We start from the raw sequence: 25,508 nt of genomic DNA on the forward strand, positions 1-25,508 counted from the left end.
ACTACCGTCTAGACGTCCGTAGGTGTAGAAAACGCTCTACTTTCGCGAATCCGGTTGTTCCCGCATGAGCGACACCAGCTATCTGATCCGTCTGGCCGAAGACGACGACGACTTTATCCTTGGCCTGGTGCCCCGTTTCGTGGACTTCAGCCTGCCGCCGTGGCGGCGACGGCACGAGTGCATCGAAGGCATCCGCAAAGACCTCAGCCGTCATCTGGATGAGCAGCCGGCCAACAGCTTTTTGTTTGTGGCCGAAGACAGCGACGGCGTGGCGGTCGGCTTCATCCACCTGCAGAAAACGCAGGACTACTTCACCGGCCGCAGCAACTGCCACATCTCGGATATTGCCGTGGCCGCGCAGCACGAAGGCCGCGGGGTGGGACGCGCACTGCTCGATCACGCCGAAAACTGGGCTCGCGAACATCGCTGCCAGCTAGTGACGCTGGCAGTGTTCCCCGGCAATGAACGCGCGCGCGCCGTCTACGAAAACGCAGGCTACGCCGCCGACCTGCTGCGCCTGGCCAAGCCCGTGCGTTGAGCGATGGTCGGCGCCCAGGGCGCCATGCCGGCAGTCACCGCACGACGGGAGACAGTCATGACCGACACACTGCACACCGTTCGATTCCCTGGCGAAAGCCCTGCCTATCGGGTCGCCCGCGATCGCCTGCTGAGGGCGGAAATGGAGCTGAGGCGGCAGACCGAAGCAACCGCCGCGCTGCGCCGTGCACTGCCGCTGGGCGGCACGGTTCCGGTGGACTATGCCTTCGACGACGAAGGCGACACGCCGATCGATACCGATATCGAACGCCAGACGCGCCTGTCCGATCTGTTTGCCGATGGCAAGGACACGCTGGCGATCTACAGCTTCATGTTCGGGCCGGCGATGTCGGCGCCTTGTCCCTCGTGCTCGTCGATACTCGATGCGCTCGACGGCGAGATGCCGCATCTTCGGCAGCGCGTGAATGTGGCAGTGGTAGCGAAGTCGCCGATCCAGCGCATCCGCCATTTCGCGCGCGATCGCGGCTGGCGCCATCTGCATCTGCTGTCCTCCGCGCACAACACGTACAGCGCCGACTACCACGGCGAAAGCGCCGATGGCAGGCAGATGCCCGCGCTCAATATTTTTCTCAGGCGCGATGGCCAGGTGCATCACACCTGGTGCAGCGAGTTGATGTTCGTGACGCCAGAGCCGGGGCAGGATCCGCGTCACGTCGATGCGATCTGGCCGCTGTGGAACCTGCTCGACTGCCTGCCCGAAGGACGCGGCGCCGACTGGCGGCCCAGCCTTACCTATGGCGTCTGAAGGCGATACTCACGGCGGAGGCAAGCTCATCTGCGCGAACATCGACGCCGTGTCACGCACGCCCCACCGACGCTCGATGTGGCCTTCCTTCACCACGAACCATTCCATCGCCAGCACTTCGTAATCCTTGCCGGTGACCGGGCCACCGCGGAACGATTGCACCGAACGACCGCGCTCGGTGTAGCGCACCACCACGGTGTCGCCTTCGGCCACCACCGCATCCACTTCGAGGCTCATCTGGAAGCAGCGCATCAGTTGCTCCCACACCGGGCGCGCCATCTCCAGGCCTCCCCAGCCCAGCGCGCCATGGATCAAGGCATCGGGCGCGAACAACGCGCACACGCCATCGAGGTCGCCGCGGTTGAACGCGTCGACGTACGACATCACCACGCGCTTGTTCTGCTCGGACATGCCCGCCCCGTTCTGGGGATCGCGTCGGCGGCGCCACGCAGCCCCGTTCGGCCCAAGCATATCGCCCGGCCCTGCTTGAATGGCGTGAGGATGCCGGACCTTGCCGGGATAAAGCACAGTTCAGCCGCAACGCCTTGCACGCCGCGGACAAGGTCGCGGCGCCCGCAGGCGCCGCGACGCGAGTTGCATCAGTTCTTCAGCGCAGAGGAAGCAGCCAGTTCGGCCTGCTCGCGCTCGCTGAGGCGCTGGGACACGCGGTCGATATTGCCCAGCGACACCAGGTGCGCATAGATCCAACCGAACACGCCTTCACGCAGGAACTCGAGCGCGGTCTGCTCGTCGAGCTGGCGCAGCTTCTCTTCATTGACCACGAACAAGCCGTTGAGGTTGATGGACTTGCCATCCTTCTCCAGACGGATGTTGCGCGGCTCGAGCAGCTTGTGCTTGCGCAGCTGCTCCATGAACCACTGCGTGCGCGACACGTGCTGCTGGAACTCGCCGAGGAAACGCACGGCGTTGTTCAGCACTTCGCTCTCGCTGCCGTCGTCCTTGAACAGGACTTCGCCCTCGGTGGTGTTGAAGCCTTCGTAGGCTTCGTCGAGGAACACGGTGAAGTCGTCGCCTTCGGCGCCCACCGGCTTTTCGGCCAGCACGAACGGATAGCGGCGGATGAAGGCCGGGATATAGGTGTTGGGCACCCAGTGACCCTGTTCGTTGATGAACAGGTTCTCGTTCTCGCGCAGGCCCAGCAGGGCCATCGGGCCGGCGTCTTCGACGGTCACGCCGCCAAACAGGATCGGCAGGTCGCGCGCGGCTGCGGGAAATTCCACGCCGGTCAGCGGCACCGAGTGCACGGAGCCCGCGAACTTGAGGTTGGGGATCGGCTTGATGCGCAGATCCTTGTGTTCAGTGCGGTTGAGCGGAACAGGACGCTCGTAGAAAAGAACTTCAGCCACGTTAATACCTCTCCCCAGCCGTGCCGGGGTCGCCACCCAGGCTCCCCCTCCCAAACCCGGCCTCGGGTCTACAAATGAACGGACACTATATCAGCGCTTCCGCCGACACGAGAACACCCGTCGGGCATGCCTTCCCCTGCCCTGACAACCATTTGCGTGTGTTCTGTCATGGATTTGGTCTATCCTCGGCCACATACGAGCATCTTTGCGGCACCCGAACGTTCATTCCCCTGGGTTGAAGGACGGTTTTGCATGCTGATGGAAGTACCTGGCCGCGTTGTCGATCTTCATTCGACCCGCGTGCTGTCGTTGGACGCCGCCGGCAGAATTCTCGACTGGATCAGCTGGCAGGAGGCCGTTTGCCTCTATGTTCGCGACGCCGTGGCCTGGACGCTGGGCGACCCCTGCCTGACGGTGCATGGCGGCCATAACCGCCTCAGCGGGCTGCAGAGCACGCTGTCCTTGCATCCCATCATTGCCAGTACCGGTCACTGCCGCGACCACGCCATCGATCCCTCGCCGGCGCTCACCAATACCGCGCTGTTCGCCCGCGACCGCTATCTGTGCATGTATTGCGGCCAGCGCTACAGCCGCGGCGAACTGACCCGCGATCATGTGCTGCCGATTTCCAAGCAAGGCAAGGACAGCTGGGAAAACGTGGTCAGCGCCTGCCTTGCGTGCAACCTGCGCAAGAGCAACCGCACGCCGCAGCAGGCCAACATGCCGCTGCTGGCGGTGCCCTACCGCCCGAGCTGGGTGGAGCATCTGATTCTGTCCAACCGCAACATCCTGGCCGACCAGATGGAATTCCTGGTCAACCATCTGCCGCGCGATCGTCGCGAGCACATGGTTTAAGGCGTTTCGCTTTCGGCTTCGAACGGGTCGTCCTCGTCCTCGATGCGCTGCAGCTCATTGCGCGCCAGCTCGGCCAGCCGGCAGTAGCTGCGCCGGATGCGGTCGAGGGTTTGCTCGTCGAGCTCTTCCAGGTTGAGCAAGGCGTTGTGCGCCTGTGAGCTGCGGATCAGTTCGTCCAGCTTGATCTGCACGGCGGTCGAATCGCGGTTTTGGGTGTTCTGGATCAGGAACACCATCAGAAAAGTCACGATGGTGGTGCCGGTATTGATGACCAGTTGCCAGGTGTCGCCGAAGCCGAACATCGGCCCGGTGACGGCCCAGGCCACCACCACCAGCACCGCCAGGACAAAGGTGACCGGGCGACCGGAATAATGGGCGACGGATCCGGCGAACCGCTGGAAAGCCTTGCGTGTGCTCATGGGAGGACCCTGGCTGAATGACTGCGCCGGAGCCTCGCCCCTGCCGTGTCAGCGCCGTGTGGAGGCGCAGCCCGCAAGAATTCACCCGGCTGCCCTTGCCCCGCCTCCCCGCTGGGCCAACAATACGCCAATGAACGACCTGTCCCGCTACCCCCATCTGGCGCCCATCGAGACGCCGGCCGACCTGCGCAAAGTGTCCGACGACGAGCTGCCTCTCGTCGCCGACGAGCTGCGCCAATACCTGATTGAAGCCGTGGCGAGCTCTGGCGGCCATTTCGGCGCTGGCCTGGGCGTGGTGGAACTGACCGTCGCGCTGCACCACGTGTTCGACACGCCGAACGATCGCCTGGTGTGGGACGTCGGCCACCAGTGCTATCCGCACAAGATTCTCACCGGTCGTCGCGACCGCATCACCACGATCAAGAAGAAGGACGGCCTCGCTCCGTTCCCGCGTCGCGAGGAAAGCGAGTACGACACCTTCGGCGTCGGCCACTCGTCCACTTCCATCTCGGCAGCGCTGGGCATGGCCATCGCCGCGCAGCGCAAGGGTGATCAGCGCAAGGTCGTCGCCGTGATCGGCGATGGCGCGATGACCGCCGGCATGGCCTTCGAAGCGCTTAACCACGGCGGTGACGTGGAGCCGAACATGCTGGTCGTGTTCAACGACAACGGCATGTCGATCAGCGAGAACGTCGGTGCGCTGACCAAGATGGCTGCGCGCGCCATGAGCAGTCGCCGCTTGAATGCGCTGCGCGAGCGGGCCAAGCGCGCGATTCCGAAGCAGTCGTTCTTTGGCCGCTTCTTCAAGCGCTGGGAAGAGCACGCCAAGGGCATGTTCGTGCCCAGCACGCTGTTCGAGGAACTGGGCTTCCACTACACCGGCCCGATCGATGGCCACAACATCCCGCAGCTGCTTACTGCGCTGCGCACGGTGAAGAACCTGCCCGGCCCGCAGCTGCTGCACGTGATCACCACCAAGGGCAAGGGCTACGCGCCGGCGGAACAGGCGCAGATCGAATACCACGCCGTGGGTCCGTTCGATCCGCAGGCGGGACTGGTCAAGAAAGCCGGCCCGTCCAAGCCCTCTTACACCGACATTTTCAGCGACTGGCTGTGCGACATGGCCGCCGCCGACGAGCGCCTGCTGGGCATCACGCCCGCCATGCGCGAAGGCTCGGGCCTGGTGCGTTTTTCCAGGGAATACCCGCAGCGCTACTTCGACGTGGCGATTGCCGAGCAGCACGCGGTGACGCTGGCCGCCGGCATGGCTTGCGAAGGCGCCAAGCCGGTGGTGGCGATCTACTCCACCTTCCTGCAGCGTGCGTTCGACCAGGCCATCCACGACGTGTCGATCCAGAACCTCGACGTGACCTACGCGATCGATCGCGCCGGTGTGGTCGGCCCCGATGGCGCCACGCACTCGGGCAGCTTCGATCTGTCGTTCCTGCGTTGCCTGCCGAATATGGTGGTGATGGCGCCGGCGGACGAAAACGAATGCCGCATGATGCTCACCACGGGCTTCCAGTATCACGGCCCGGCCGCGATCCGTTACCCGCGTGGCACGGGGCCGGGTGTGCCGCTGCAGCAGGAGCTGGAAACGCTGCCGATCGGCAAGGCGGAACTGCGTCGTCGCGGCCATGGGCTGGCACTGCTCAGCTTCGGCGCGATGCTGGCGCCGGCGGCGGAGATTGCCGCCGAAATGGACGCCACTCTGGTGAACATGCGCTTCGTCAAACCGCTGGACGAGGCGATGATCCTGGAACTGGCGCGCACCCACGATGCGTTCGTGACGCTGGAAGACAACGCGATTGCCGGCGGTGCGGGCAGCGGCGTGGCCGAGTGCCTGGCCGCGCATGGCATCGTCAAGCCGATCCTGCACCTGGGCCTGCCGGACGCCTACCTGGAACACGGCAGCCGCGAAGAAGTGCTGACCATGGCTGGCCTCGACCTGCCGAGCATCCGCCGTGCGATCCGCGCCCGCTTTCCGCAGGTGGGCTCGCGCAGCCAGGTCACGGCCTGATCGGTTCGATCACCAAAGTTCGATGAAAACGCCGCGCACTGCGCGGCGTTTTCATTTGGACGTCCATCAGGCTCCGGGCCAGATCCCGCCGCTGACGCGATCGCGCTGTTCCAGATCCTGCTCGGTGAATACATCGCGGTAGCCCGCGGCGGACAACACCTCGCGCACCGCCGGCCCCTGGTTCCAGCCGTGTTCCATCAACAGCGCACCGCCGGGCTCGAGATGGTCGCGCGACTGCGCCACGATCTGGCGAATGTCGTCGAGGCCATCGGCCCCGGCAGCCAGCGCCGACGACGGTTCGAAACGCAGATCGCCTTGCGCGAGATGTGGATCGCTCGCTTCGATGTACGGCGGATTGGAGACGATCAGTTCGAAGCGCTGGTCCGCCAGCGCCGCCAGCCAGTTGCCGTGTGCAAAACGAACGTTCTCAATGCCGTGCTTGGTGGCGTTGCGCGCTGCCACGGCGAGCGCGTCGGCACTTGCATCTGTCGCCACCACGGAGGCTGTCGGGCACTCACGCGCGATGGCCAGGGCAATCGCACCGCTGCCGGTGCCCAGATCCGCCACGCGCGCGGCGGCGGTCATGCGCGCGAGCGCCAGCTCCACCAGCAACTCCGTTTCCGGCCGCGGAATCAGCGTGGCCGGCGTGACTTCCAGGTTCAAGGTCCAGAATCCACGATGACCCGTGATATAGGCCACTGGTTCGCCATCGCGGCGACGCTGCACCAGCGTGTCGAACGCCTTGATTTGGGCCTCGTCGAGCTCGTCGTCGGCATGCGCGATCAGCCAGCTGCGAGGCTTGCCGAGCACGTGCAGCAGCAACAACTCGGCTTCCAGTCGCTCGCCGAGCACATCGGCGGCATCGGCGACGATCGCGCGCACGTCAGCCACGGTGACTGCTCCGGTCGCATGCAGGGAAATGACTAACGAGCGACCAGGCCGACATGACTGCTTCCGACAAGGAGGAAGCCACAGTGTAGAGCCAATCCGCGCTGCGTCAGACCGCGCTGGGCGAAAGGTAGCGATGCACCGCCTGGATCACCACCGAGCCTTCGCCCACGCCAGAGGCCACCCGCTTCACCGACCCCGAGCGCACGTCGCCTACGGCGAAGATGCCGGCCTTGGTCGTCGCGTACGGCGACTCAAGGATGTGGCCCTGGTCGCAACGACCCGTAAGCACGAAGCCCTTGCTGTCGAGCGCCAGGCAATCCTTGAGCCAGTCGGTGTTGGGCTCGGCGCCGATCATCACAAACACATTGCTGCAAGGGCGCGTCGTGGACTCGCCCGTCTCGCGCTGCTGCCAGGTCACGCGATGGAGACGACCCTCCCCTTCGAGCCCGACGATCTCGCAATGCGTATGCAGGGTGATCGACGCAGACTGCAGGATGCGCTGCACCAGATAGTCGGACATGGTGGCGGCCAGGCCCGACGAGCGCACCAGCACGTGCACGTGCGAGGCGATGCGCGAGAGGAATACCGCGGCCTGTCCGGCGGAATTACCGCCACCGACGACGATGACCTCCTCGTTCTTGCACAGCTGCCCTTCCATCGCGGTGCAGGCGTAATGGATGCCTGCACCCTCGAAATGCTCATAGCCCGGCACATCGAGTTTGCGATAGCGCGCGCCGGTGGCCACGATCACCGCGCGTGCCTGCACGCTCTGGCCGTCATCGAGCAACAGGCGATACGGATGCACCGAACAATCGATGCCTGCGGCCTGCCGCGAGATCGCCAGGCGGGCGCCGAACTTCTGCGCCTGCGCCTGCGCACGACCGGCCAACGCCTGTCCCGAAATGCCGGTGGGAAAGCCCAGGTAGTTCTCGATCTTTGACGAGGTACCGGCCTGGCCGCCCGGTGCCACCCCTTCCACCACGATGGTGGAAAGACCTTCCGACGCGGCGTACACGGCGGCAGCCAAACCAGCGGGGCCCGCGCCGGCCACAGCGACGTCGTAGACGAAATCGGGATCGATGGTCTCGGTAAGGCCAAGTTCGTCGGCCAGCTCGGCGGTGGTCGGGTTCTGCAGGAAGCAACGCTCCGGGCAGATCACTACCGGCAGCTGGTCGAGCGTGAGCTGGAAGCACTCGATAAAACCGCCCGCGTCGGGGTCGGTCTCCGAATCGATCAGGCGATGCGGATAGCCGTTGCGCACCAGGAAGCGTTCGAGCCGCAAGGTATCGGCGCTATGCCCCGGCCCCACCAGGATCACGCCGCCGAAACCGGCCCGGATCAGGCCTACGCGCCGCAAAATGAAGGCACGCATGATGATCTCGCTGATGTCCGCTTCGGCGGCCACCATGCGACGGAAATCGTCCGCGTGAACGCGCAGCACGCGGCTGTCCATCGCCACGCGGGCCGATGCAACCACGGCGCGGCGGTTGAACATGTTCATTTCGCCGCTGAACTGGCGCGCCGCATACATGGTGAATACGCTGGACTGACCGTGCTGATCCACATCGAGGATCTCGACCAGGCCATCGAGCACGAGGAAGAAATCCACGCCGCGCTCACCGCGCTGGAACAGCATGGTGCCGGCGGCTACGTTTTCCTCGCGACCATAGGCTGCGATGCGCCGGACCATGGATGGATCCAGCCGCGGAAACATCTGCTCCTTGCGGTTCATCGGATCGGTCGGGTCGTAAACGACCTCGGGTGCTGGCGACTGCTCGGACATGCAAGACACCTCGTCGTGGGGGCGGCCCGGCAGCCAGCTGCCAGGCTCGTCCTTGGGTTATTTCAGCGCGTATGGCGGGGACCGCGCGGCGCTGCTACCTGCATCCTGCGCCGCAACCAAGTCGCTCGCAAGTCATTACGGCGACGCCTGCATGGCGGCCGTGATCGACTTGACGAGGCGTTCACGAAACCACCGATGCGCCTGGTCGCTGTCCTTGGAATCGTGCCAGTAGGCGAGGATCGGGATGGCCTTGATGCGCACCGGCAGCGGTTGCATGGCGATGGGCAGGAGCACGGCGAGGTGATCGGCGTACGCCTTGGGCACGGTCAGCAACAGGTCGCTGGCCGCCGTGATCTGGCATGCCGAAAAGTAGTGCTGCGCCACCATGCGCACTTCACGGAACATCCCGTTCTGGCCCAGCAAGGTATCCAGCGCACTTGCCTCGCCCAGCGGAGAGACGGTGACATGCTGCGCGGCGAGATAGTCCGCGCGGCGCAGCGAGCGCGACAACGGATGATCGCGACGCATCACCACCACGAGCGTCTCATCGAGCAGGCGTCGGTGGGAAATATGCTCGCCAGCGCGCAAGGGGCGATCCACCGCCAGATCCAGTGCGCCGGTGCTCAGTTCGCGCTCCACCTCATCGGCGGCCACGCGCCGGCTCACCACGCGCACACCGGGTGCCTCCCGGCCGATGCTGTCCATCAGTCTCGGCAAGGCAATCGATTCGAGGATGTCGCGAAAGCCGATCACGAACTCCATCTGCAATCGCGCTGGGTCGAAACTGGGCTGTGCGTGGGCGCTGGCCATCAGGCCTTTGAGATGGCCCCGCACGGCCGGCATCATCGCGCGCACCTTGTCGGTGGGCAGCAGGCGATTGCCCTGCCGTACGAATAGCGGGTCACCCAGTTGATCGCGCAGACGACGCAGGGCGTGGGTCACCGCCGGCTGGGTCAGGTGCAGCACGCGCGCTGCGGCGCTCACGCCGCCTTGCGTGTAGATCGCGTCAAGCACGCGGAACAGATTGAGGTCGATACGGCTGTCACGATCCATGCTCTGGCCCATTCTTATGGCTAATGTCTACCCATAAAGTATATTCATTTCAATTATTGGCCGCCCAAGGCGTACGCTCCCTGAGAGTTGAGGAGCACAGCCATGGATTTCGCCCCCGCCGAACGCACCCGCGAACTCACCGAACGCCTGCAAGGCTTCATGCGCGATGAGGTGCTTCCCGCTGAGCCCGTCTATATGGCGCAACTCACCGGCAGCGCCGACTATCGTCAGTGGCGCCAGCCCCCGGTGATGGAACAGCTCAAGTCGCGCGCGCGCGCCGCCGGCCTGTGGAACCTGTTTCTGCCCGACCTGGAAGACGGCCCCGGCCTGAGCAATCTGGACTACGCGCCGCTCGCCGAAATCATGGGCCACTCGTTCATCGCGCCCGAGGTGTTCAACTGCAACGCGCCCGACAGCGGCAATATGGAAGTGCTGCACCGCTACGCGTCTGCCTCGCAGCGCGAACAATGGCTGGCACCGTTGCTGCGCGGCGAGATCCGCTCCGGCTTTGCGATGACCGAACCCGATGTGGCTTCGTCCGATGCCACCAATATGCGCGCCACCGCCACCCTCGAAGGCGATGAAATCGTCTTGAACGGCCGCAAGTGGTGGACCACCGGCCTCGGCCATCCGCATTGCCGCTTCGTGATCTTCATGGGCCTGAGCGATGCGCAGGCCGAGCCGCATCGTCGCCACAGCATGGTGATCTGCCCGCTGGATGCGCCGGGTGTGCACATCGAACGCATGTTGCCGGTCTTCCACGACTACCACGAGCCCAGCGGCCACGGCGAACTGCACTTCGCCCATGTGCGACTGCCGCTGAGCAACGTGATACTCGGGCCCGGTCGAGGCTTCGAAATCGCACAGGGGCGCCTGGGGCCCGGTCGCGTGCATCACTGCATGCGTGCGCTCGGCGCCGCAGAGCGCGCGCTATCGCTGCTATGCCAACGCGCGCAATCGCGTGTGGCCTTCGGGCAGCCGCTGATCAAGCTTGGCGGCAATGCGGATATCGTGGCCAACCTGCGCATGGCCATTGAACAGGCGCGACTGCTCACGCTGAAGACCGCATGGATTCTGGACACGCAAGGCAGCAAGGCGGCGCTAAGCCTGATCTCGCAGATCAAGGTGGTGGTGCCGGCGGTGGCCCAACAGGCGGCTGATGCCGCCATCCAGATCCACGGTGGCGCCGGCCTTACCGACGATTTCCCGCTCGCCCAGCTCTACGCCTATGCACGCGTGCTGCGACTTGCGGACGGTCCGGATGAAGTGCATCGCGCCGTGGTCGCCAAGATCGAAGCCAAGGCCCAACTCGCTGCAGGAAACCTCGCATGACCGCCACTCCGGATCAGGCGCGCACCGTGCGCGAGGAAGACGCCTTCGATATCGCCCGCGTCGATGCGTTTCTCAAGCAACAGATCGATGGCCTGGTTGGCAGCCCCAGCGTCAGGCAATTTCCGGGTGGCGCCTCCAATCTCACTTATCTGCTGAGCTACCCCGATCGCGAACTCGTGCTGCGCCGTCCGCCGCGCGGCGCCAAGGCAAAATCCGCGCACGACATGCTACGCGAGGCGCGCGTGATGGGCGCGCTGAAAGCCAGCTATCCCTATGTGCCGGCCATCCTCGCGCGTTGCGACGACGACAGCGTGATCGGCCAGGATTTCTACGTGATGGAGCGGCTGAGCGGAACGATACTTCGCCGCGACCTGCCCGCCGAACTCGGACTCGATCGCGACGGCGTGCGTGCGCTGTGCCTGGGCTTCATCGATCGCCTGATCGAACTGCATCAGGTGGATGCCACCCAACCCGGCCTCAAGGAGCTCGGCAAGGGCGAGGGCTATATTGCACGCCAGCTTGCTGGTTGGAGCGAACGCTGGCGCCAGGCGGCCACTGAAGGCTCCGATCCTTGCGAGGACGTCATCGCCTGGCTCGATGCCCAACAACCCGCGCATGACAACGCAAGCTGCGTGGTCCACAACGATTTCCGCTTCGACAACGTGGTGCTCGCCAGCGACAACCCGCTAGCCATCATCGGCGTGCTGGATTGGGAACTGGCCACCATCGGCGATCCGTTGATGGACCTGGGCAGCTCGCTCGCCTATTGGGTACAGGCCGACGACGACGCGGTGTTTCAATCGTTCCGCCGCCAGCCCACCCACGAAGCCGGCATGCTCACGCGCCGCGAAGTGGTCGCCTACTACGGCGAACGCACGGGCATGGATGTGTCGGACTGGCGCTTCTACGAGGTTTTCGGCCTGTTCCGGCTGATGGTCATCATCCAGCAGATCTACCGGCGCTATGCGCTGGGGCAGACCACCAACCCGCAGTTCGCCGGCTTTGGCGACGCGGCGCGCTATATGGGCATGCGCTGCCGCCGCATCATGGCGGCGAAGGGCTGACGCATGCGCGAGCTGCTGTTGATCCGGCACGGACAGGCAAGCTTTCATGCCGAGGACTACGACCAGTTGTCACCGCTGGGCGAACGCCAGTCGGTGCTGCTGGGCGAATGGATGGCCGAATGTGGCGCGATGCCGGATCGGGTGGCGATGGGGCCGCGTGCGCGTCATCGCGACACCGCGCTGCCTTGCCTGCGCGCCGCCGGTGTCAGCACGCCTCCGATTACCCTGCCCGGCCTCGACGAAGTCGATCACCTGGAATTGCTGGCGCGTCTTCGACCCGAGCTGGCCGGCGCCGGTGCCCTGCGCGCGGCGATGAAGCAGCAAGCCGATCCCTATCGCGCCTTTCAACAATTGTTCGTCGAAGCGCTCCGGCGCTGGACCAGCGGTGAGCACGATGCCGACTACAGTCGCAGCTGGCAGGACTTTCGGCGCGACGTGCTGGACGCGCTTGAGCAGCTTACCCAGTCGCCCGCCGAAACGATCTGGGCCTTCACCTCAGGTGGCCCCATCGCCGTGATCGCGGGCGCCCTGCTGCAGGCACCGGAAGCCAAGACCTTCGATCTCAGCTGGTCGCTCGTGAACACCGGGGTGACGCGCCTTCGACTAGGCTCCCGCAGCGCTCAGCTGGCGACGTACAACACATGGCCGCACCTGGAGCGCACGCGTGACGCATCGCTGGTGACCCTGCGATGAAACGACCGCCTCCACGCGCCCATAAGGCACATCGCACGACTCGGACTGGACCTCTCTCAGGAACCCTCACTCCATGACCACATCCAACACCTTCGACCTCGGCGGCAAGATCGCCATCGTCACCGGCGCCAGCCGCGGCATCGGCGCCGAGATCGCCAAGTTGCTCGCCGCCCATGGCGCGCACGTCATCGTCTCCAGCCGAAAACAGGCCGACTGCCAGAGCGTGGTGGACGAGATCGTGGGCCTGGGCGGCAAGGCCGAAGCCGTGGCCTGCCATATCGGCGAGATGGAACAGATCGAGGCGCTCTATGCGCACGTCGAGAAGACGCATGGTCGACTACATATCCTGGTCAACAACGCGGCGACGAATCCGTACTTCGGCCACATCATCGATACCGATCCCTCGGTGTTTCAGAAAACCGTCGATGTGAATATCCGTGGCTATTTCTACATGTCTACGCACGGTGCGCGCCTGATGGCGAAGAACGGCGGCGGTTCCATCATCAACGTGGCCTCGGTGAACGGCGTGGTGCCGGGCTTCCAGCAGGGCATCTACTCGATCACCAAGGCCGCGGTGATTTCCATGACCAAGGCCTTCGCCGTGGAATGCGCGGAGCAAGGCGTACGTTGCAATGCTTTGCTGCCTGGCCTGACCGATACCAAGTTCGCGTCGGTGCTGGTCAATACACCCGCCATCCTCAAGCAGGCACTCGCCCACGTGCCGATGCGCCGCGTGGCGCAGCCGTCGGAAATGGCTGGGGCCGTGCTGTATCTCGCGTCCGATGCCGCGTCCTATACGACGGGCAGCGTGCTCAATGTCGATGGCGGCTATCTCTGCGTCTGACCCAAGGAACCTTCATGAGCCAGCTACAGAATCAACGCGTCGCGGGCAAGCGCGCCTTTGTAACCGGTGCGGCCGGCGGCCTTGGTACCGCGATCTCACACATGCTGGCGCGGCATGGCGCCAAGGTCTTCGTCACCGACGTGAACGCCGCTGCCGCTGCGGCGCTCGCCGATGACATCAATCGCGACGCAGGCGCCACGGTTGCCTGGTCCAGTGCGCACGATGTCAGCGACGAAGCCGCGTGGAAGGACACGCTTGCGCAAGCTGCACAAGCCATGGGCGGCGTGTCGGTGCTGGTCAACAACGCCGGCATCGGTTCACTGGGCGGCGTGGAGAACATCGAGCTGAAGGAATGGCGCCGCGTGATGGGCATCAACCTGGAAGGCGTGATGCTCGGCTGCAAGCACGCAATGCCGTATCTGCGCGACGCGCAGCCAGGCTCGATCATCAATATCTCATCGCTGGCCGCGTTCAAGACCGATCCGAGCTTTACCGCATACAACACCTCCAAGGCCGCGGTGGCTGCACTGAGCAAATCCGTTGCGGTCGATTGCGCGCATCAGAAGATCGATGTGCGCTGCAATTCCATCCATCCCGCCTTCATCCGCACCGGCATCGTCGCGCCGATCTTCGCCAGCATGGGCGAGGCAGATGCCACCCGCCGGCTGTCGCGCGTCAACCCGATGAATCGCCTGGGCGAGCCCGATGACGTCGCCTATGCGGTGCTTTATCTAGCCTCGGACGAAAGCCGCTTTGTCACCGCCGCCGAACTGATGGTCGATGGCGGCGCCCGCGCCGTCTGACCAGGAGACCACCATGAGCTTCAAGAATCGCCAGCTGCTGTTAAAGACCCGTCCCGAAGGCCTGGTCAGTCTCGATCATTTCGACCTGCACGAAACCACCACCGCCGAACTGACGGATGGCCAGGCCCTGGTGAAGGTGTTGTATCTGTCCATGGATCCCACCAACCGCGTGTGGATGAGCGACGTCCCGCAGTACATGCCGCCGGTCGCTATTGGCGAGGTGATGCGCGGCCTGGGTATCGGCCGTGTGGTGGCATCGAAATCCGCGAACTATGCGGTGGGCGATCTGGTGCAAGGCCTGGTGGGTTGGCAGGACTATGCCCTGCTCGATGAAAACAAGATGGGCTACTGGGTGAAGTTGCCACCCAAGCCGCCGGTGGCACTGCCCACCTTGCTCGGCGCCTGCGGCTTCAGCGGCATCACCGCCTATTACGGCCTGGACGAAATCGCGCCCGTGCAAGCCGGTGAAACGCTGGTGGTGTCCGCCGCTGCGGGTTCGGTGGGTTCCATCGCCGGACAGATCGGCAAACTGCGCGGCGCGCGCGTGGTCGGCATCGCCGGTGGCGCGGAGAAATGCCGCCACCTGGTGGACGACCTCGGCTTCGATGCTGCGGTCGACTACAAAGCCGATGACTTCAAACAGAAGCTCGCGGCCGCCACCCCGGATGGCGTGCACGTCGATTTCGAAAACGTCGGTGGACCGGTGATGCGCGCCGTGTTGTCGCGCATGGTCAACGGCGGGCGCGTGGCGCTGTGCGGACTGATCGCCAACTATGCAGGCGGTGGACGCGGGCAAGACGATTACAGCGTGATCATCGTCAAGCGTCTAACCGTGCGCGGCTTCCTGGCGTTCGATTACAAGGATCAGGCGCGCGCGGTGCGGGATCTGGTGGGCTGGGTGGTCAGCGGCAAGATCAAGGCCGGCGAAACCGTGGCGGATGGGTTGGAGAACGCGCCCATGGTGCTCAATCGGCTGTTCGACGGAAGCCATACCGGCAAATTGGTCTTGAAGGTGAGTGACGACAACTGAGGTTGCGTGGGTCGCGCACTGGGTGCGCTCCTACAATGTCGCGAGGCACCCCTGTGGGAAGGCACCCTGTGCCCGACAGCCACCTGCACGAAAACGAAGCGCCCCGGCTTGCACCGGGGCGCTTCTTCATTACGAGGTTGCTTCCGGCACCGGCGGCGGCTCTGCCACCTTAGGTTTGCGCGCCCGCCAGTACCCGCCCTTGCTCCACGCCTCAAACCCCCAGCGCAACCAGCCGATCAAGGCATTGGCCAACCACAGCGCCCACAACAGCATGGCGATCTTGTAGACCCACAGCGACACACTCAGCACCCCGCCCTGCGGCAACACGCTGTCGGTCTGATCGGCAAACCAGTTGAGCTGCCACGCGGTGGATTCGTTGCCACTCACATGCATGTCGGGCAGACCGAGCAGACCCTTGGGCACAGCCGAGATCAGCACGACGATGGCCACCAGCGTGACGATACTCAGCGCGATCTGCGCGAGGTTGAAGCTTGCACGATAGCGCTCCGGCAGGACGTGACGCGCGCGCAGCCCCAACAGGATCAACCACACGACCACCACGGCGTACGCACCCCACGCGAATGCGGAAAAGCCCAGGCCCAAGAGCAGCCACTGATGAAAACGCAGCGGCGTGGGCGTGTAGCGGGCCAGCAGCCATGCGGCCATCAGCAGCACGATGAGCTGCGACCAGTACAGCACGGCCGGACCCATGCGCGGCCCCCAGGTCCACAGCACCCAGCGGCTTTCGGGGAGCGTGTGACGCAACTGGATATTCGCAGCCGGTGCATTCAGTTCGAAGAGCGGCGTGCGCGTACCAAACGCCACACCTTGCGGCTCACGCAGGCGCAACGTGTAGACATGCGTGCCCGGCAGCAGCGGCAGGCTGAGCTTGTCGTCGCGTATCGCCAGACTCAAAGCGATGGCATCACGCCTGGCCTCCAGCAGTTCGGCACCCTTCGGCAAGCCGATGGCGTGCTCGCCGCCGCGCGTGCTGCGCGCCGTGAGCGTGAGCAGGGTTTCCGTGCTGCGCTCGCCTGCGCGGCTTTCCACGTCCACCCGGTCGAAGGCCAGGCTGTCACCGGCGATGGCCTTGGGTTGCGTCACCGTGACATGCAGGCTCTCGCCCGGCAGCGGCTGGAAGCGCAGGCCCTGATCGTCCTGGCTGGACGGTACGCCCTTCGCGTCCAGATGCCACATGGGCGAGGACTGCAATACCCAAGTCTCCGCGCGTTCGCCCAGTCCGGGTGCCGTCAAGGAGAGCACGTCGGCGCGATCCAGACGGCTCGTCCAGCTCTTGCTGTTTTCGCTGGCATTGAAGGTGACGCCAATGCGGCCATCGTGCACACGGGCGTCGTCACCCAGGGGATGCTCGCCGGGCAGCAGCGGCAGGTCCAGACTGAAACCGCCTTCGTTGGGGGCGATGCGTTGCACCGTGTTGCGCACCGTCCACTCGCTGCCCAGCACCAGCGTGCGCGTGAGCCGGACATACGGCGGGAATGCCTGCGTCATGGCAGTGGGTGTGCTGCCGTCTTCCATGACGCGCACTCGATTGAACGTGAGGCTATCGCCGAGCAGGCGACCATCGGCCACACCATCGGGTTTCCAGCCATTGCCGTTGAACACGATGTGCTGCGGGCGCAGCGGGAAATGCAGCGTTGCGACGTCGGCCGATGATGCGCTGTACCGCAGCGATACGTGATGCACGCCACGCTCCAGCCTGACCAGCACGCCATCGTCGTCGCGCGTCAACGCAGCGTCCCGGTTATCGACCGCCACGGTCTGCAACATCAATACAGGACCGCCCAAAGGCAACGGCACGGCAACGTCGGTACCGGCGTGCATTTCCATATCGACGATCAGCTGATCGCCATTCGCCAGGAACGTGGCCTGCGCCACAGCCGCGCAATCAGGCGCGCACTTGGGTGCCTCGGTGAGACGGTTGCGCAACTGCACAAGCATGCCGTCGTTCGGCGTGGCCTGCGCATGGGCGCCGTGCGGCACCAAGGCGAGCACCAGCAACGCCGTCGCGCTACCGCGTATGCGCACACCGCGCCACTGTCCCTGCAGCGTTGGCCACAGGCGCGAGGCCAGTCTGGCCAGCAGCATGAGCAGCAAGGCCAGCATCGCCACGCGCAACAGGCGAACCAGCCATGCGGGTGCAATGACCAGATGCGTGGTTTGATCGACCGTGACCGGACCTGACCAGGCGAGGCGATAGTCGTTGCCGACATCCCAATCGGGCGTGCCGCGACCGGCCTGGATGATGCTGCGGGCGTCCGACTCCTGCCCGACATTGATCAGCGAGCCGGTGACGGTGACCGACTCCAGTGAGCGCTGAGGCTTTACCTTCTGCAGGATCATTGGCGGCGGCTGACCGCCAACGATGCCCGCGGACGGCGCGATCATCGCAGGCGCGGCTTCTTCGGACGCCGGTGCATCCGCTGGCGGTGGCGGTGGCGGTGGCGGTGGAGGCGCGGGCTGAGCGATGTAGCCCGCCTGTTCCACCATGTCGACCCGTGCCTGGAGCCTACGACTCACTTCCGACTGGACGCCGCTTTGAATACGCCCTTCTTCCAGCTGCGGATGCAGCGCGTATTCCATTTGCGCGGCCGCGAATGGCAGCGTCCACAGCACAGCGATCACCAACAGCGCCATCGCGCCGACGCGTGACGCCCACCTCAACCTGCCTTCGGGTAACGCACGCACCAGCAGCGCCAGTGCAAATGCCAGTGCCAGCGTCCAGCGGGGCGCGCCGGCCTCGTGTTGTGCGAGCGCGAGAAAACCCAGCGCAACGAGCGCCCACGGCCAGCCCAGCAAGCGTCCGGCGAGCAGCGCAATCAGCGCCACCACGAACAGGTCGAGCAGACTCCATTGCGCCACCCAGGAGTCGGGCGAATGATCGGCGCCCGACGCACCGATCAGGCGATAACCATAAGGGAGGTGCAAGGTGGTCTCGATGTTCTCCAACGGCAGCAACCAACCGCCTGCTGGCGCGCTACCACGTTCGGGCAGTCGCAGCCCTGCCGTTAGGTTGAGCCGCGCGTCGCGCAGTTCGACACCGCTGCGACCGTTGCCGCCGTCGGTCACCAGCAGCGGACGCTCCGGCTGCGATGCGTTTTGCAATTGCCACGGCGCAGCGACATCCAGTCGCTGACTGCGGCGCAATGAGCCAGTCAGACGATCGGCGGCAGTAAAACCCTTGCCATCGAAGTCAAGCCACAACTGGCGATGCAGCGTGATCTGATCGCCCTCCCCGCCCTCACCACCGCGCATGCCTTGTTCGATGCTGAGGCCGTGGTTCGCATCGAGGGCGAATGCCGGCAGATCCACCCACAGGTCCGGCACATCGGCCTGGCCAGCGTCGGTAGGCTGTCCTTCGACGCGTGTGGTGCGAAACGAGAGGTGGTCTTCGTAACTCCAGATTTCCTGGGCGGGCCAAGGGGCGCCAGGCAGGTTCAGACTGATCTGTTTTGGGACTTCGGTACTGCGCGCGCCCAAGGTGATTGCCCACTGGCCAGGACGCAGCTGCACGCGAAGGCGTCCGTCACTTTCCAGTCGTGCCGGCAAGCCGCCTTCGATAAACGTGGCGACAAACCCTTTGGGCAAGACCGGCCCGAGCAGTTGTTCGCGCGAACTGCCGGTGACGTTGAGTTGCAGCTCGGTCTGCAGATCGGCCGGCATGCCATCTTGCAGTCGCCGGAACACGCGCATGGACAAGGCATCTGCCACGCGTTGGGCCTCAGCGGCCTCGCCCAGCGTCAACTGCGCGCCGTTGCGTTCGACACGCGTCACGGGAGTGCCGTCCAGTGTCAGCGTGACGAGACCGATGGAAACAGGCACCTCCAGGCGCGCTGGTCGGTTTTCCCAGGGCAGCGTGCCGTGTAGCGCGTAGTCGCCCGGCTCGAGCAGCAAGGCCGGCTTTTCGTCGTGGTCCAGCACGACCATCGGCTTGCCGTTGACACCCACCTGCTGTGGCCAGTTGCGCTCGTCACCGGGCAGCGCCACCCAACTGCGCCCATCCACATGGACGTCCAGACTGAAGCGGGCTCCAGCCTTGCCGGCGTCAAGGGTAAGCCGCCCGGGCCACGCACACTGTCGGTCTGCCGTGGTACCGCTTGCAGTGCTCAGCACCGGGCACGCATGCTCCGGCACTTCATGCAACACCCAATCCTGCCAATCCTTCAACGGTGGTGGTACGTCCTGCGCCATGGCTGGCGCGATCAACAACACAAGCGGGCACAGCCATTCCCACGGACGACGCATGTCTCTCTCCCTGACTACCCGGGTGGGCCGGCTCAGTGTAGGTGCCGGCAGAAGGTGGCGGAAAGCACCCTCGCCAGGTCTAACGGGCCAGTCGGGGAAAAGGGTTCGAGGCCGCGCACAAAAAAACCGGGCGGCTTGCGGCCGCCCGATTGGGTAACACTCGCTTGCCCCTGAAGCTCAGCGCAGGATCGCGGCGGCGTCCTGCTTGCGCACCAGCGCGTTGCACAGCAAGGTGGATTCGCTGGCCTGGGCCAGGCCGCGATCGGCGCCGCTCACGTCCTTCGCGCGATCCTTGAAGAACGCCTGCAAGCGATCGGCTTCGTCCTGCGAGCAACCGCCGCCACCGACGAGATCAGGCAGGCGACCGCCCGAGAAGCTGCCGGTGCGGTCGACGATCTTGTCGTAGTTGGTGGTGGTCCACTGCCACGACGCATCGCGTTCGGTGCGGGTGTCGCGGCTGCCGTGCAGCAGCATCGACATCTCGCCGACCTTTACCTTCTTGTCGAGGGCGAAGTTGCGCACCTGCATGGTCAGTGCCGGATCGTTTGCTTCAGACAGACCATCAAGCATGGCGTTGCGCAGGGCCGGATCGCTGGTCTGCGGTACTTCGGCGATCAGTGCATCGACGGCAGGCTTGCCGCGTTCCTGCACGGCGACGCCGAGTGACGTGCCCAGCAGATCCGCGTCGGCCGCCGCAAGGTCCAGGCGTCCATCGGCCTTGCGCTTGAGCGCCGCATCACCCTGCTTGAGCAGTTCGGCGCGCACTTCCGGCAGCTTCACCGTCAGTGCAAGTTCGTCGGCGAGCGTGCTGCGCAGCAGCGAGTCGCTATCGGCTTCGTTGGCCTTGCGCTGGTAGCCCAGCTGCTGCATGCGCGGCAGATAGGCGGCCTTGGCCCAGGCGGCGAGCTTGGCGCGCTCGGCATCGGTCTGCGCCAGGTTGCGATAGATCCAGTTGAAGGTGGTCAGCGGTGCGGTGGCCACTTCGCGGGTCTTGGACGAAGTCAAGGGCTTGAGCGCGGCGAGCACGTCGCCCGCATCGATGTCACCGTGCTTGAAGGTGGCGTAGACGGCATCGGCATAGGCGAGCTGCTCGGCGTCGTCGAGCTTGCCGATCTGCTTGCCCAGATTGCCGAGGTCGCCCTTGGTCATCGCGAAACGGTAGTAGCCGCTGCCGTTGGCATTGGGCAGCACCCACGTACCCTTGCTGGCGCCCTCGAGCACCATCGAGCCGGTGGCCTGGTCGAGCAGTTCGCAGCTCACCTTGCTGCCGCTGGCGGTGCCGTAGCGCACGCACATCGGCACACCCCAGACCTGCTTGTCGTCACCCTTGCTGCCGGTGGGCAGGTAACGGCTCTGGCTGAGCTTGAGCACGGTCTTGCCGCCTTCCTGGGTCAGCTCGGTCTGCACATACGGCACGCCCGGCTGGTTAAGGAAGCTCTTGAACGCCTGCTTGAAGTTGTCGCCCTTGTCGGCCGCCTTGGCGATGGCGTTGATCAGATCGTCGGCCGTGGCGTTGCCGAACCTGTGCTCCTGGGTATAGGCGCGCATGCCCTGCTGGAACGTCGCCTCGCCGACGTAGCCTTCGAACATGCCCAGCACCGCCGCACCCTTCTGATAGGTGATGCTGTCGAAGGCGGTTTCGATGTCGCCATTGCCGGTGATCGGCTGGCGGATCTTGCGCGTGGTGACCAGGCTGTCGCCGTTCATCGCACCCTGCGCGCCGCGCACGCGGTCGAGATCGGCGCGGTATTCCGGATGCACCTTCTGCGTCACCTTCTGCTGCATCCAGGTGGCGAAGGCTTCGTTGAGCCACAGGTCGTCCCACCAGGCGAGCGTGACGGTATCGCCCGTCCACTGGTGGGCCAGCTCATGCGCAGTGACATTGAACGAGCCGCGCACGTAGTTGGCCGGGGAATCCGGATCGATCAGCAGCAGCCAGTCGCGGAAGGTGACCAGGCCCGCGTTTTCCATCGCGCCCGCGGAGAAATCCGGCGCGGCCAGCAGGTCGAGCTTGTCCCACGGATAGCCGAAGCCGTAGTAGTCCTCCAGCGTGTGGATGATCGTCGGCGTTTCGCCGAGCACATGCTGCAGGCGATGGCCTTCGCCCTTGGCAGCCACGCCGCGAAGTTCCAACGCAGCAGTGCGGTACTGGTTGGACGAAATATCCGGCCCCTTCACCACATCCCACGGACCCACGCCGAAGGCGACCAGATAGGTCGGCAGCGGCTTGGTGGTGGAGAAGGTCAGCCGCTTCCAGCCGTCGCCGGCCTTTTCTTCCTTCACCTGCTTGGTGTTGGCCACGCCCACTTCGTCGTTGGGAATGGTCAGGCGGACATCGAACGGCGTCTTGAAGCCGGGCTCGTCGAAACCAGGGAACGCGAAGCGCGCGCTGATCGGCTCCATCTGCGTCATCGCGTACGGCTGGCCTTCGTGGCTGACCTTGTGCAGGCCCTGCAGCTGCTGGTTGAGCGGCGCGGTGTAGTTGAACGCCAGCGTCAGCTCCTGCGGCTTGAGCGTGCCGCCGAAATCGATGCGCACCACGCCTTCCTTCGGCGCCGCTTCCACGTATTTCGCCGCGTGCGCCTTGCCCGCCGCATCGGTCACGGTGACCTTGCTGACCTTCAGCTCACGGCCGTGCAGCCACAGGTGATCGGACGCCTGGGTCAGCTTCACCTTGATCACGGTGGTGCCGGAAAAATCCTGCTGGCGCGGGTCCACCTTGAAGTCGAGCTGGTAGGACTCCGGCTGGGCCCAGCCCGGCAGGCGGCCATGCGGCTGGTCGTCGGCGGCAGGTGCGGCGAGGGCGGCGCCGCAGCAAGCGGCGAGGGCGGTAAGAACGAGTGGACGGACAAAACGGCGCATGCGCAAAAGCTCCCCTTGGGTAAAGCAAACGCCGACCCTAGGTGCTGCCGTGATTTTCGACACAGTGCCAAAAGGCATGATCGGGCTGTCTTCAGCCAAGTCCTACCACGGGCAGGCGCAGACCTCGGCGCTTGGCGCCCGGCGAGACTGATGGCGCCCCAGGCATTGCCTATGACGATCATCAACCCCACAATCATAGGCGACACCTATCACAAGAACATCGGCTCCGCCCATGAACCTGCGCGACCTCAGCTACCTCGTTGCTCTCGCCGAACACCGCCATTTCGGTCGTGCGGCGGAAGCCAGCTTCGTCAGCCAGCCCACCCTGTCCACCCAGATCAAGAAGCTGGAGGACGAACTGGGCGTGGCGCTGGTCGAGCGCACCCCGCGCAAGGTGTTGCTGACCGAAACCGGTCGCGAGATCGCCCGCCGCGCGCGCGGCGTGCTGTCGGAGATCGACGAGATCAAGGCGATTGCGCAACGCACGCGCGATCCGGAATCGGGCACGCTGCGACTGGGCATCTTCCCCACGCTGGGACCGTACCTGCTGCCGCACCTGGTGCCCCTGGTGCGAAAGAATTTTCCGCGTCTGGAGCTGCTGCTGGTTGAAGAAAAAACCGAGCAGGTGATCCGCATGCTGCGCGAGGGCTCGCTCGATGTGGGCATCCTCGCGCTGCCGCTGCACGAAGACAGCTTGCACACGCAGTTCCTGTTCGAGGAGCCCTTTGTGCTCGCCGTGCCGGAAGACCATCCGCTGGGGCTCAAGCACAAACGCCTGAAGCTCGACGACCTGGCCGACGAAAGCCTGCTGCTGCTCGAAGACGGTCATTGCATGCGCGATCAGGCCCTGGAGGTATGCCAGCTCGCCGGTGCGGGCGAACGCTCCGGTTTTCGCGCCACCAGTCTGGAGACTCTGCGCCAGATGGTCGCCGCGAATGTGGGCATCACCCTGCTCCCCACGCTCGCCATCAAGCCGCCGGTGGCGCGCACCGACAACGTACGTCTGCTGGAATTCGCCGGCCGTGCGCCGAGTCGCCGCATTGCGCTGGTATGGCGCAAGAGTTCGTCGCTGGGGACTTTCCTCAAGCGCTTCGCCGAAGTGATCGGCGATCTGCCGGAAGGTCTGCTCGAGCCGGGCATTGTCGAGGGCAAGCCCGCCGTAAAGTCAGGGCGCTGACGCAGCATGCAACGCTTCATCCTGGTCGGCCTGCTGCTGATTGCACTGCTCGGCGGCTTCAACTGGTGGCGCCATCGCGCCATCACGCACGCCCCCGGCATGCTGGCGACCGACGTGCCCGCGCAGATCGACCTCGGCGAGAGCAACACCTTGCAACGCGGTGACTTCAGATTGCAGACACGTGCACGCTTCGAGCTCATCGCACGGGTACTGTCACGCGAAGACTACCGGTTCGATGCCGGCGCAGCACTGGCGCCGACGGATCTCGCGCTGGGCTGGGGGCGCATGTCCGACAGCGACGTGTTGTCGCAAATCCAGGTCAGCCAGGGCAATCGTTTTTACCACTGGCACGTCGATCATTTTCCGATACCGCGTCGTGAGATCGAGCAATCCAGCGCCAATATGCACATGATTCCCGCCGACGACACCGCTCGCCGCGAGCTGGACCATGTGCGTGCGGGAGAAGTGATCCACCTGCAGGGCTTTCTGGTCGACGCGAGTCGTGCCGATGGCTGGCGCTGGCGCACGTCGATGACGCGCGACGATACCGGTGATGGGGCGTGTGAGCTGGTTTACGTGGAGAGTATCGAGCCGGTATCGCCGTGAGGCGAAGAGCGTCGCGCACAGGGTGCGCTCCCACAAGGTGCGACACCCTTCCCTGTGGGAGCGCACCCTGTGCGCGACGCTCTCCACGACGACAGATCAACCATCAATACCGCAACAACGCCTCCAACGGCGCACTCCCATCCTGCCACCGCTCGCGCCCCTGCAAGCTGGCAAGCTCGATCACCACGCTGGCGCCCACCAGATGCGCGCCCAGCTTCAACACCAGCGCACGCGCCGCGGCCAGGGTGCCACCTGTCGCCAGCACATCATCGACCAGCAACACGCGTTCACCGGGACGCAAGGCATCGTTGCGCGCCTCCAGCCGATCCACGCCATATTCGAGCTGGTAATCCACCGACACCACCGGCGGCGGCAGCTTGTTGGGCTTGCGCAGCGGCACAAATCCCGCGTGCAGTTTCTGCGCCAGCGCCGCGCCGAAGATGAAGCCACGCGATTCGATGCCGCATACCGCCTGTACCGCACTGCCCTGCCAGGGTTCGGCCAGCGCATCGATGCAGCGGGCGAAGCCGCCGGCATCGGCCAGCAGCGGAGTGATGTCGCGAAACATCACGCCGGGCTTGGGAAAGTCCGGTACGGCGCGAATCAATGACGCGATCTGTTGCAGCGTGACATCCATGGGGTGTGACTCCTTAGCAGCCGGGCGGCAACCCGGCAGGGTACCGTGCCACGCGAAACGGGCCGGGGCGACATGACAAACGGAATACCGGCGGCGCCGGCAGGGGGGACGCGCCGTTCAGCAGAAGGCGGGCTGCGGCGCGTCGGGGTCTTCGTCGGGGTCGTTCAGGGCCAGCCGGGCCTCCTGCAGATCCCGTTCGACCTCGCGCACCACTTGTTCGGCGGCGGCCAGGCTGGTTTCGGGAACCAGCACGGCTACGTAGTCCAGGGCAGGTAGTTGTCCCACCGCCCCGGTGAGGTATTCGCCGGAGACGAACGCCGGGATCTCGGCGCGCTCCAGCGCGTCCTTCACCAGGTGGGCGTCGATCAGGCTTTCGGCTCGGTACGCGATACGCATGGCAGCCACGCTACCCCTGCGGCGATATTCCGGCAAGCGCCGCCTGCTTGAGCGTTGCCGGTGCGAAGGCCGCGGTTCACCGAGGATCGACGCCTCTTCCCTGCCCCGGC

At 65.0% G+C, this 25,508-nt stretch carries 22 protein-coding genes; 12 read left to right on the plus strand and 10 right to left on the minus strand.

The window, feature by feature from the left end:
* Positions 1-64 precede the first annotated feature (64 nt).
* Complete coding sequence (locus AC1DE1_RS13200; RefSeq protein WP_477176249.1) at positions 65-538, plus strand: GNAT family N-acetyltransferase; 474 nt, start codon at positions 65-67, stop codon at positions 536-538.
* Between the two features lie 57 nt (positions 539-595).
* Positions 596-1,303, plus strand: a complete 708-nt coding sequence (locus tag AC1DE1_RS13205) for a DUF899 family protein (protein WP_441603100.1) — start codon at positions 596-598, stop codon at positions 1,301-1,303.
* Positions 1,304-1,312: 9 nt separating this feature from the next.
* On the opposite strand, the gene AC1DE1_RS13210 is transcribed toward AC1DE1_RS13205, so the two are convergent.
* Together AC1DE1_RS13210 and AC1DE1_RS13215 are read right to left on the minus strand one after the other, a co-directional pair.
* Positions 1,313-1,714 carry an ester cyclase gene (locus AC1DE1_RS13210; RefSeq protein WP_441603101.1) on the minus strand — a complete coding sequence of 134 codons (402 nt, stop codon included), beginning with the start codon at positions 1,712-1,714 and terminating at the stop codon, positions 1,313-1,315.
* Positions 1,715-1,902: 188 nt separating this feature from the next.
* The gene (locus AC1DE1_RS13215; RefSeq protein ID WP_441603102.1) at positions 1,903-2,670 is read right to left on the minus strand and encodes a SapC family protein; all 768 of its coding nucleotides are present in this window, start codon (positions 2,668-2,670) and stop codon (positions 1,903-1,905) included.
* Positions 2,671-2,922: 252 nt separating this feature from the next.
* Here AC1DE1_RS13215 and AC1DE1_RS13220 point away from each other — a divergent pair, with 252 nt between their 5' ends.
* The gene (locus AC1DE1_RS13220; RefSeq protein ID WP_046971024.1) at positions 2,923-3,525 is read left to right on the plus strand and encodes an HNH endonuclease; all 603 of its coding nucleotides are present in this window, start codon (positions 2,923-2,925) and stop codon (positions 3,523-3,525) included.
* On the opposite strand, the gene AC1DE1_RS13225 is transcribed toward AC1DE1_RS13220, so the two are convergent.
* Positions 3,522-3,944 carry a low affinity iron permease family protein gene (locus AC1DE1_RS13225; protein ID WP_441603103.1) on the minus strand — a complete coding sequence of 141 codons (423 nt, stop codon included), beginning with the start codon at positions 3,942-3,944 and terminating at the stop codon, positions 3,522-3,524. The genes AC1DE1_RS13220 and AC1DE1_RS13225 overlap by 4 nt on opposite strands.
* 130 nt (positions 3,945-4,074) lie before the next feature.
* Between AC1DE1_RS13225 and dxs the strand changes: the two genes are divergently transcribed.
* Positions 4,075-5,964, plus strand: coding sequence for a 1-deoxy-D-xylulose-5-phosphate synthase (dxs, locus tag AC1DE1_RS13230; RefSeq protein WP_441603104.1), 1,890 nt, complete (start codon positions 4,075-4,077; stop codon positions 5,962-5,964).
* Positions 5,965-6,030: 66 nt separating this feature from the next.
* Here dxs and prmC read toward each other — a convergent pair whose 3' ends face one another.
* The 3 genes from prmC to AC1DE1_RS13245 all read right to left on the minus strand — a co-directional run bounded on the left by prmC (position 6,031) and on the right by AC1DE1_RS13245 (position 9,691).
* Complete coding sequence (gene prmC / locus AC1DE1_RS13235; RefSeq protein ID WP_477176250.1) at positions 6,031-6,855, minus strand: peptide chain release factor N(5)-glutamine methyltransferase; 825 nt, start codon at positions 6,853-6,855, stop codon at positions 6,031-6,033.
* A gap of 106 nt (positions 6,856-6,961) precedes the next feature.
* On the minus strand, positions 6,962-8,638 hold the full coding sequence (locus tag AC1DE1_RS13240; RefSeq protein ID WP_477176251.1) for an FAD-dependent oxidoreductase: 1,677 nt from the start codon (positions 8,636-8,638) through the stop codon (positions 6,962-6,964).
* Between the two features lie 135 nt (positions 8,639-8,773).
* The gene (locus tag AC1DE1_RS13245; RefSeq protein ID WP_477176252.1) at positions 8,774-9,691 is read right to left on the minus strand and encodes a LysR family transcriptional regulator; all 918 of its coding nucleotides are present in this window, start codon (positions 9,689-9,691) and stop codon (positions 8,774-8,776) included.
* Between the two features lie 102 nt (positions 9,692-9,793).
* Between AC1DE1_RS13245 and AC1DE1_RS13250 the strand changes: the two genes are divergently transcribed.
* The 6 genes from AC1DE1_RS13250 to AC1DE1_RS13275 all read left to right on the plus strand — a co-directional run bounded on the left by AC1DE1_RS13250 (position 9,794) and on the right by AC1DE1_RS13275 (position 15,457).
* A complete protein-coding gene (locus tag AC1DE1_RS13250) occupies positions 9,794-11,023 on the plus strand; it encodes an acyl-CoA dehydrogenase family protein (protein ID WP_477176253.1) in 1,230 nt (409 codons plus the stop codon).
* The gene (locus tag AC1DE1_RS13255) at positions 11,020-12,087 is read left to right on the plus strand and encodes a phosphotransferase family protein (protein WP_477176254.1); all 1,068 of its coding nucleotides are present in this window, start codon (positions 11,020-11,022) and stop codon (positions 12,085-12,087) included. The genes AC1DE1_RS13250 and AC1DE1_RS13255 overlap by 4 nt, the downstream gene beginning before the upstream one ends.
* A gap of 3 nt (positions 12,088-12,090) precedes the next feature.
* Entirely contained in the window at positions 12,091-12,780 is a 690-nt protein-coding gene (locus tag AC1DE1_RS13260) for a histidine phosphatase family protein (protein WP_477176255.1), read from the plus strand.
* Between the two features lie 73 nt (positions 12,781-12,853).
* Positions 12,854-13,624: an SDR family oxidoreductase gene (locus AC1DE1_RS13265; protein ID WP_477176256.1), complete on the plus strand. Its 771-nt coding sequence runs from the start codon at positions 12,854-12,856 to the stop codon at positions 13,622-13,624.
* Positions 13,625-13,638: 14 nt separating this feature from the next.
* Positions 13,639-14,427 carry an SDR family oxidoreductase gene (locus tag AC1DE1_RS13270; protein WP_477176257.1) on the plus strand — a complete coding sequence of 263 codons (789 nt, stop codon included), beginning with the start codon at positions 13,639-13,641 and terminating at the stop codon, positions 14,425-14,427.
* A 13-nt stretch (positions 14,428-14,440) separates the two neighbouring features.
* Positions 14,441-15,457, plus strand: a complete 1,017-nt coding sequence (locus AC1DE1_RS13275) for an NADP-dependent oxidoreductase (protein ID WP_477179110.1) — start codon at positions 14,441-14,443, stop codon at positions 15,455-15,457.
* Between the two features lie 129 nt (positions 15,458-15,586).
* On the opposite strand, the gene AC1DE1_RS13280 is transcribed toward AC1DE1_RS13275, so the two are convergent.
* Together AC1DE1_RS13280 and AC1DE1_RS13285 are read right to left on the minus strand one after the other, a co-directional pair.
* Positions 15,587-19,720, minus strand: a complete 4,134-nt coding sequence (locus AC1DE1_RS13280; protein WP_477179111.1) for a hypothetical protein — start codon at positions 19,718-19,720, stop codon at positions 15,587-15,589.
* A gap of 177 nt (positions 19,721-19,897) precedes the next feature.
* Positions 19,898-22,582 carry a M1 family metallopeptidase gene (locus AC1DE1_RS13285; protein WP_477179112.1) on the minus strand — a complete coding sequence of 895 codons (2,685 nt, stop codon included), beginning with the start codon at positions 22,580-22,582 and terminating at the stop codon, positions 19,898-19,900.
* 232 nt (positions 22,583-22,814) lie between these two features.
* Here AC1DE1_RS13285 and oxyR point away from each other — a divergent pair, with 232 nt between their 5' ends.
* Both oxyR and AC1DE1_RS13295 read left to right on the plus strand, forming a co-directional pair.
* On the plus strand, positions 22,815-23,759 hold the full coding sequence (oxyR, locus tag AC1DE1_RS13290) for a DNA-binding transcriptional regulator OxyR (protein ID WP_441603116.1): 945 nt from the start codon (positions 22,815-22,817) through the stop codon (positions 23,757-23,759).
* Positions 23,760-23,765: 6 nt separating this feature from the next.
* The gene (locus AC1DE1_RS13295; RefSeq protein ID WP_477178418.1) at positions 23,766-24,365 is read left to right on the plus strand and encodes a hypothetical protein; all 600 of its coding nucleotides are present in this window, start codon (positions 23,766-23,768) and stop codon (positions 24,363-24,365) included.
* Positions 24,366-24,468: 103 nt separating this feature from the next.
* Here AC1DE1_RS13295 and AC1DE1_RS13300 read toward each other — a convergent pair whose 3' ends face one another.
* Entirely contained in the window at positions 24,469-25,002 is a 534-nt protein-coding gene (locus tag AC1DE1_RS13300) for an adenine phosphoribosyltransferase (RefSeq protein WP_477176262.1), read from the minus strand.
* A gap of 117 nt (positions 25,003-25,119) precedes the next feature.
* The gene (locus tag AC1DE1_RS13305) at positions 25,120-25,398 is read right to left on the minus strand and encodes a putative signal transducing protein (RefSeq protein WP_441603119.1); all 279 of its coding nucleotides are present in this window, start codon (positions 25,396-25,398) and stop codon (positions 25,120-25,122) included.
* Positions 25,399-25,508 lie beyond the last annotated feature (110 nt).

It is taken from the genome of Dyella sp. 05T440, assembly GCF_056395965.1.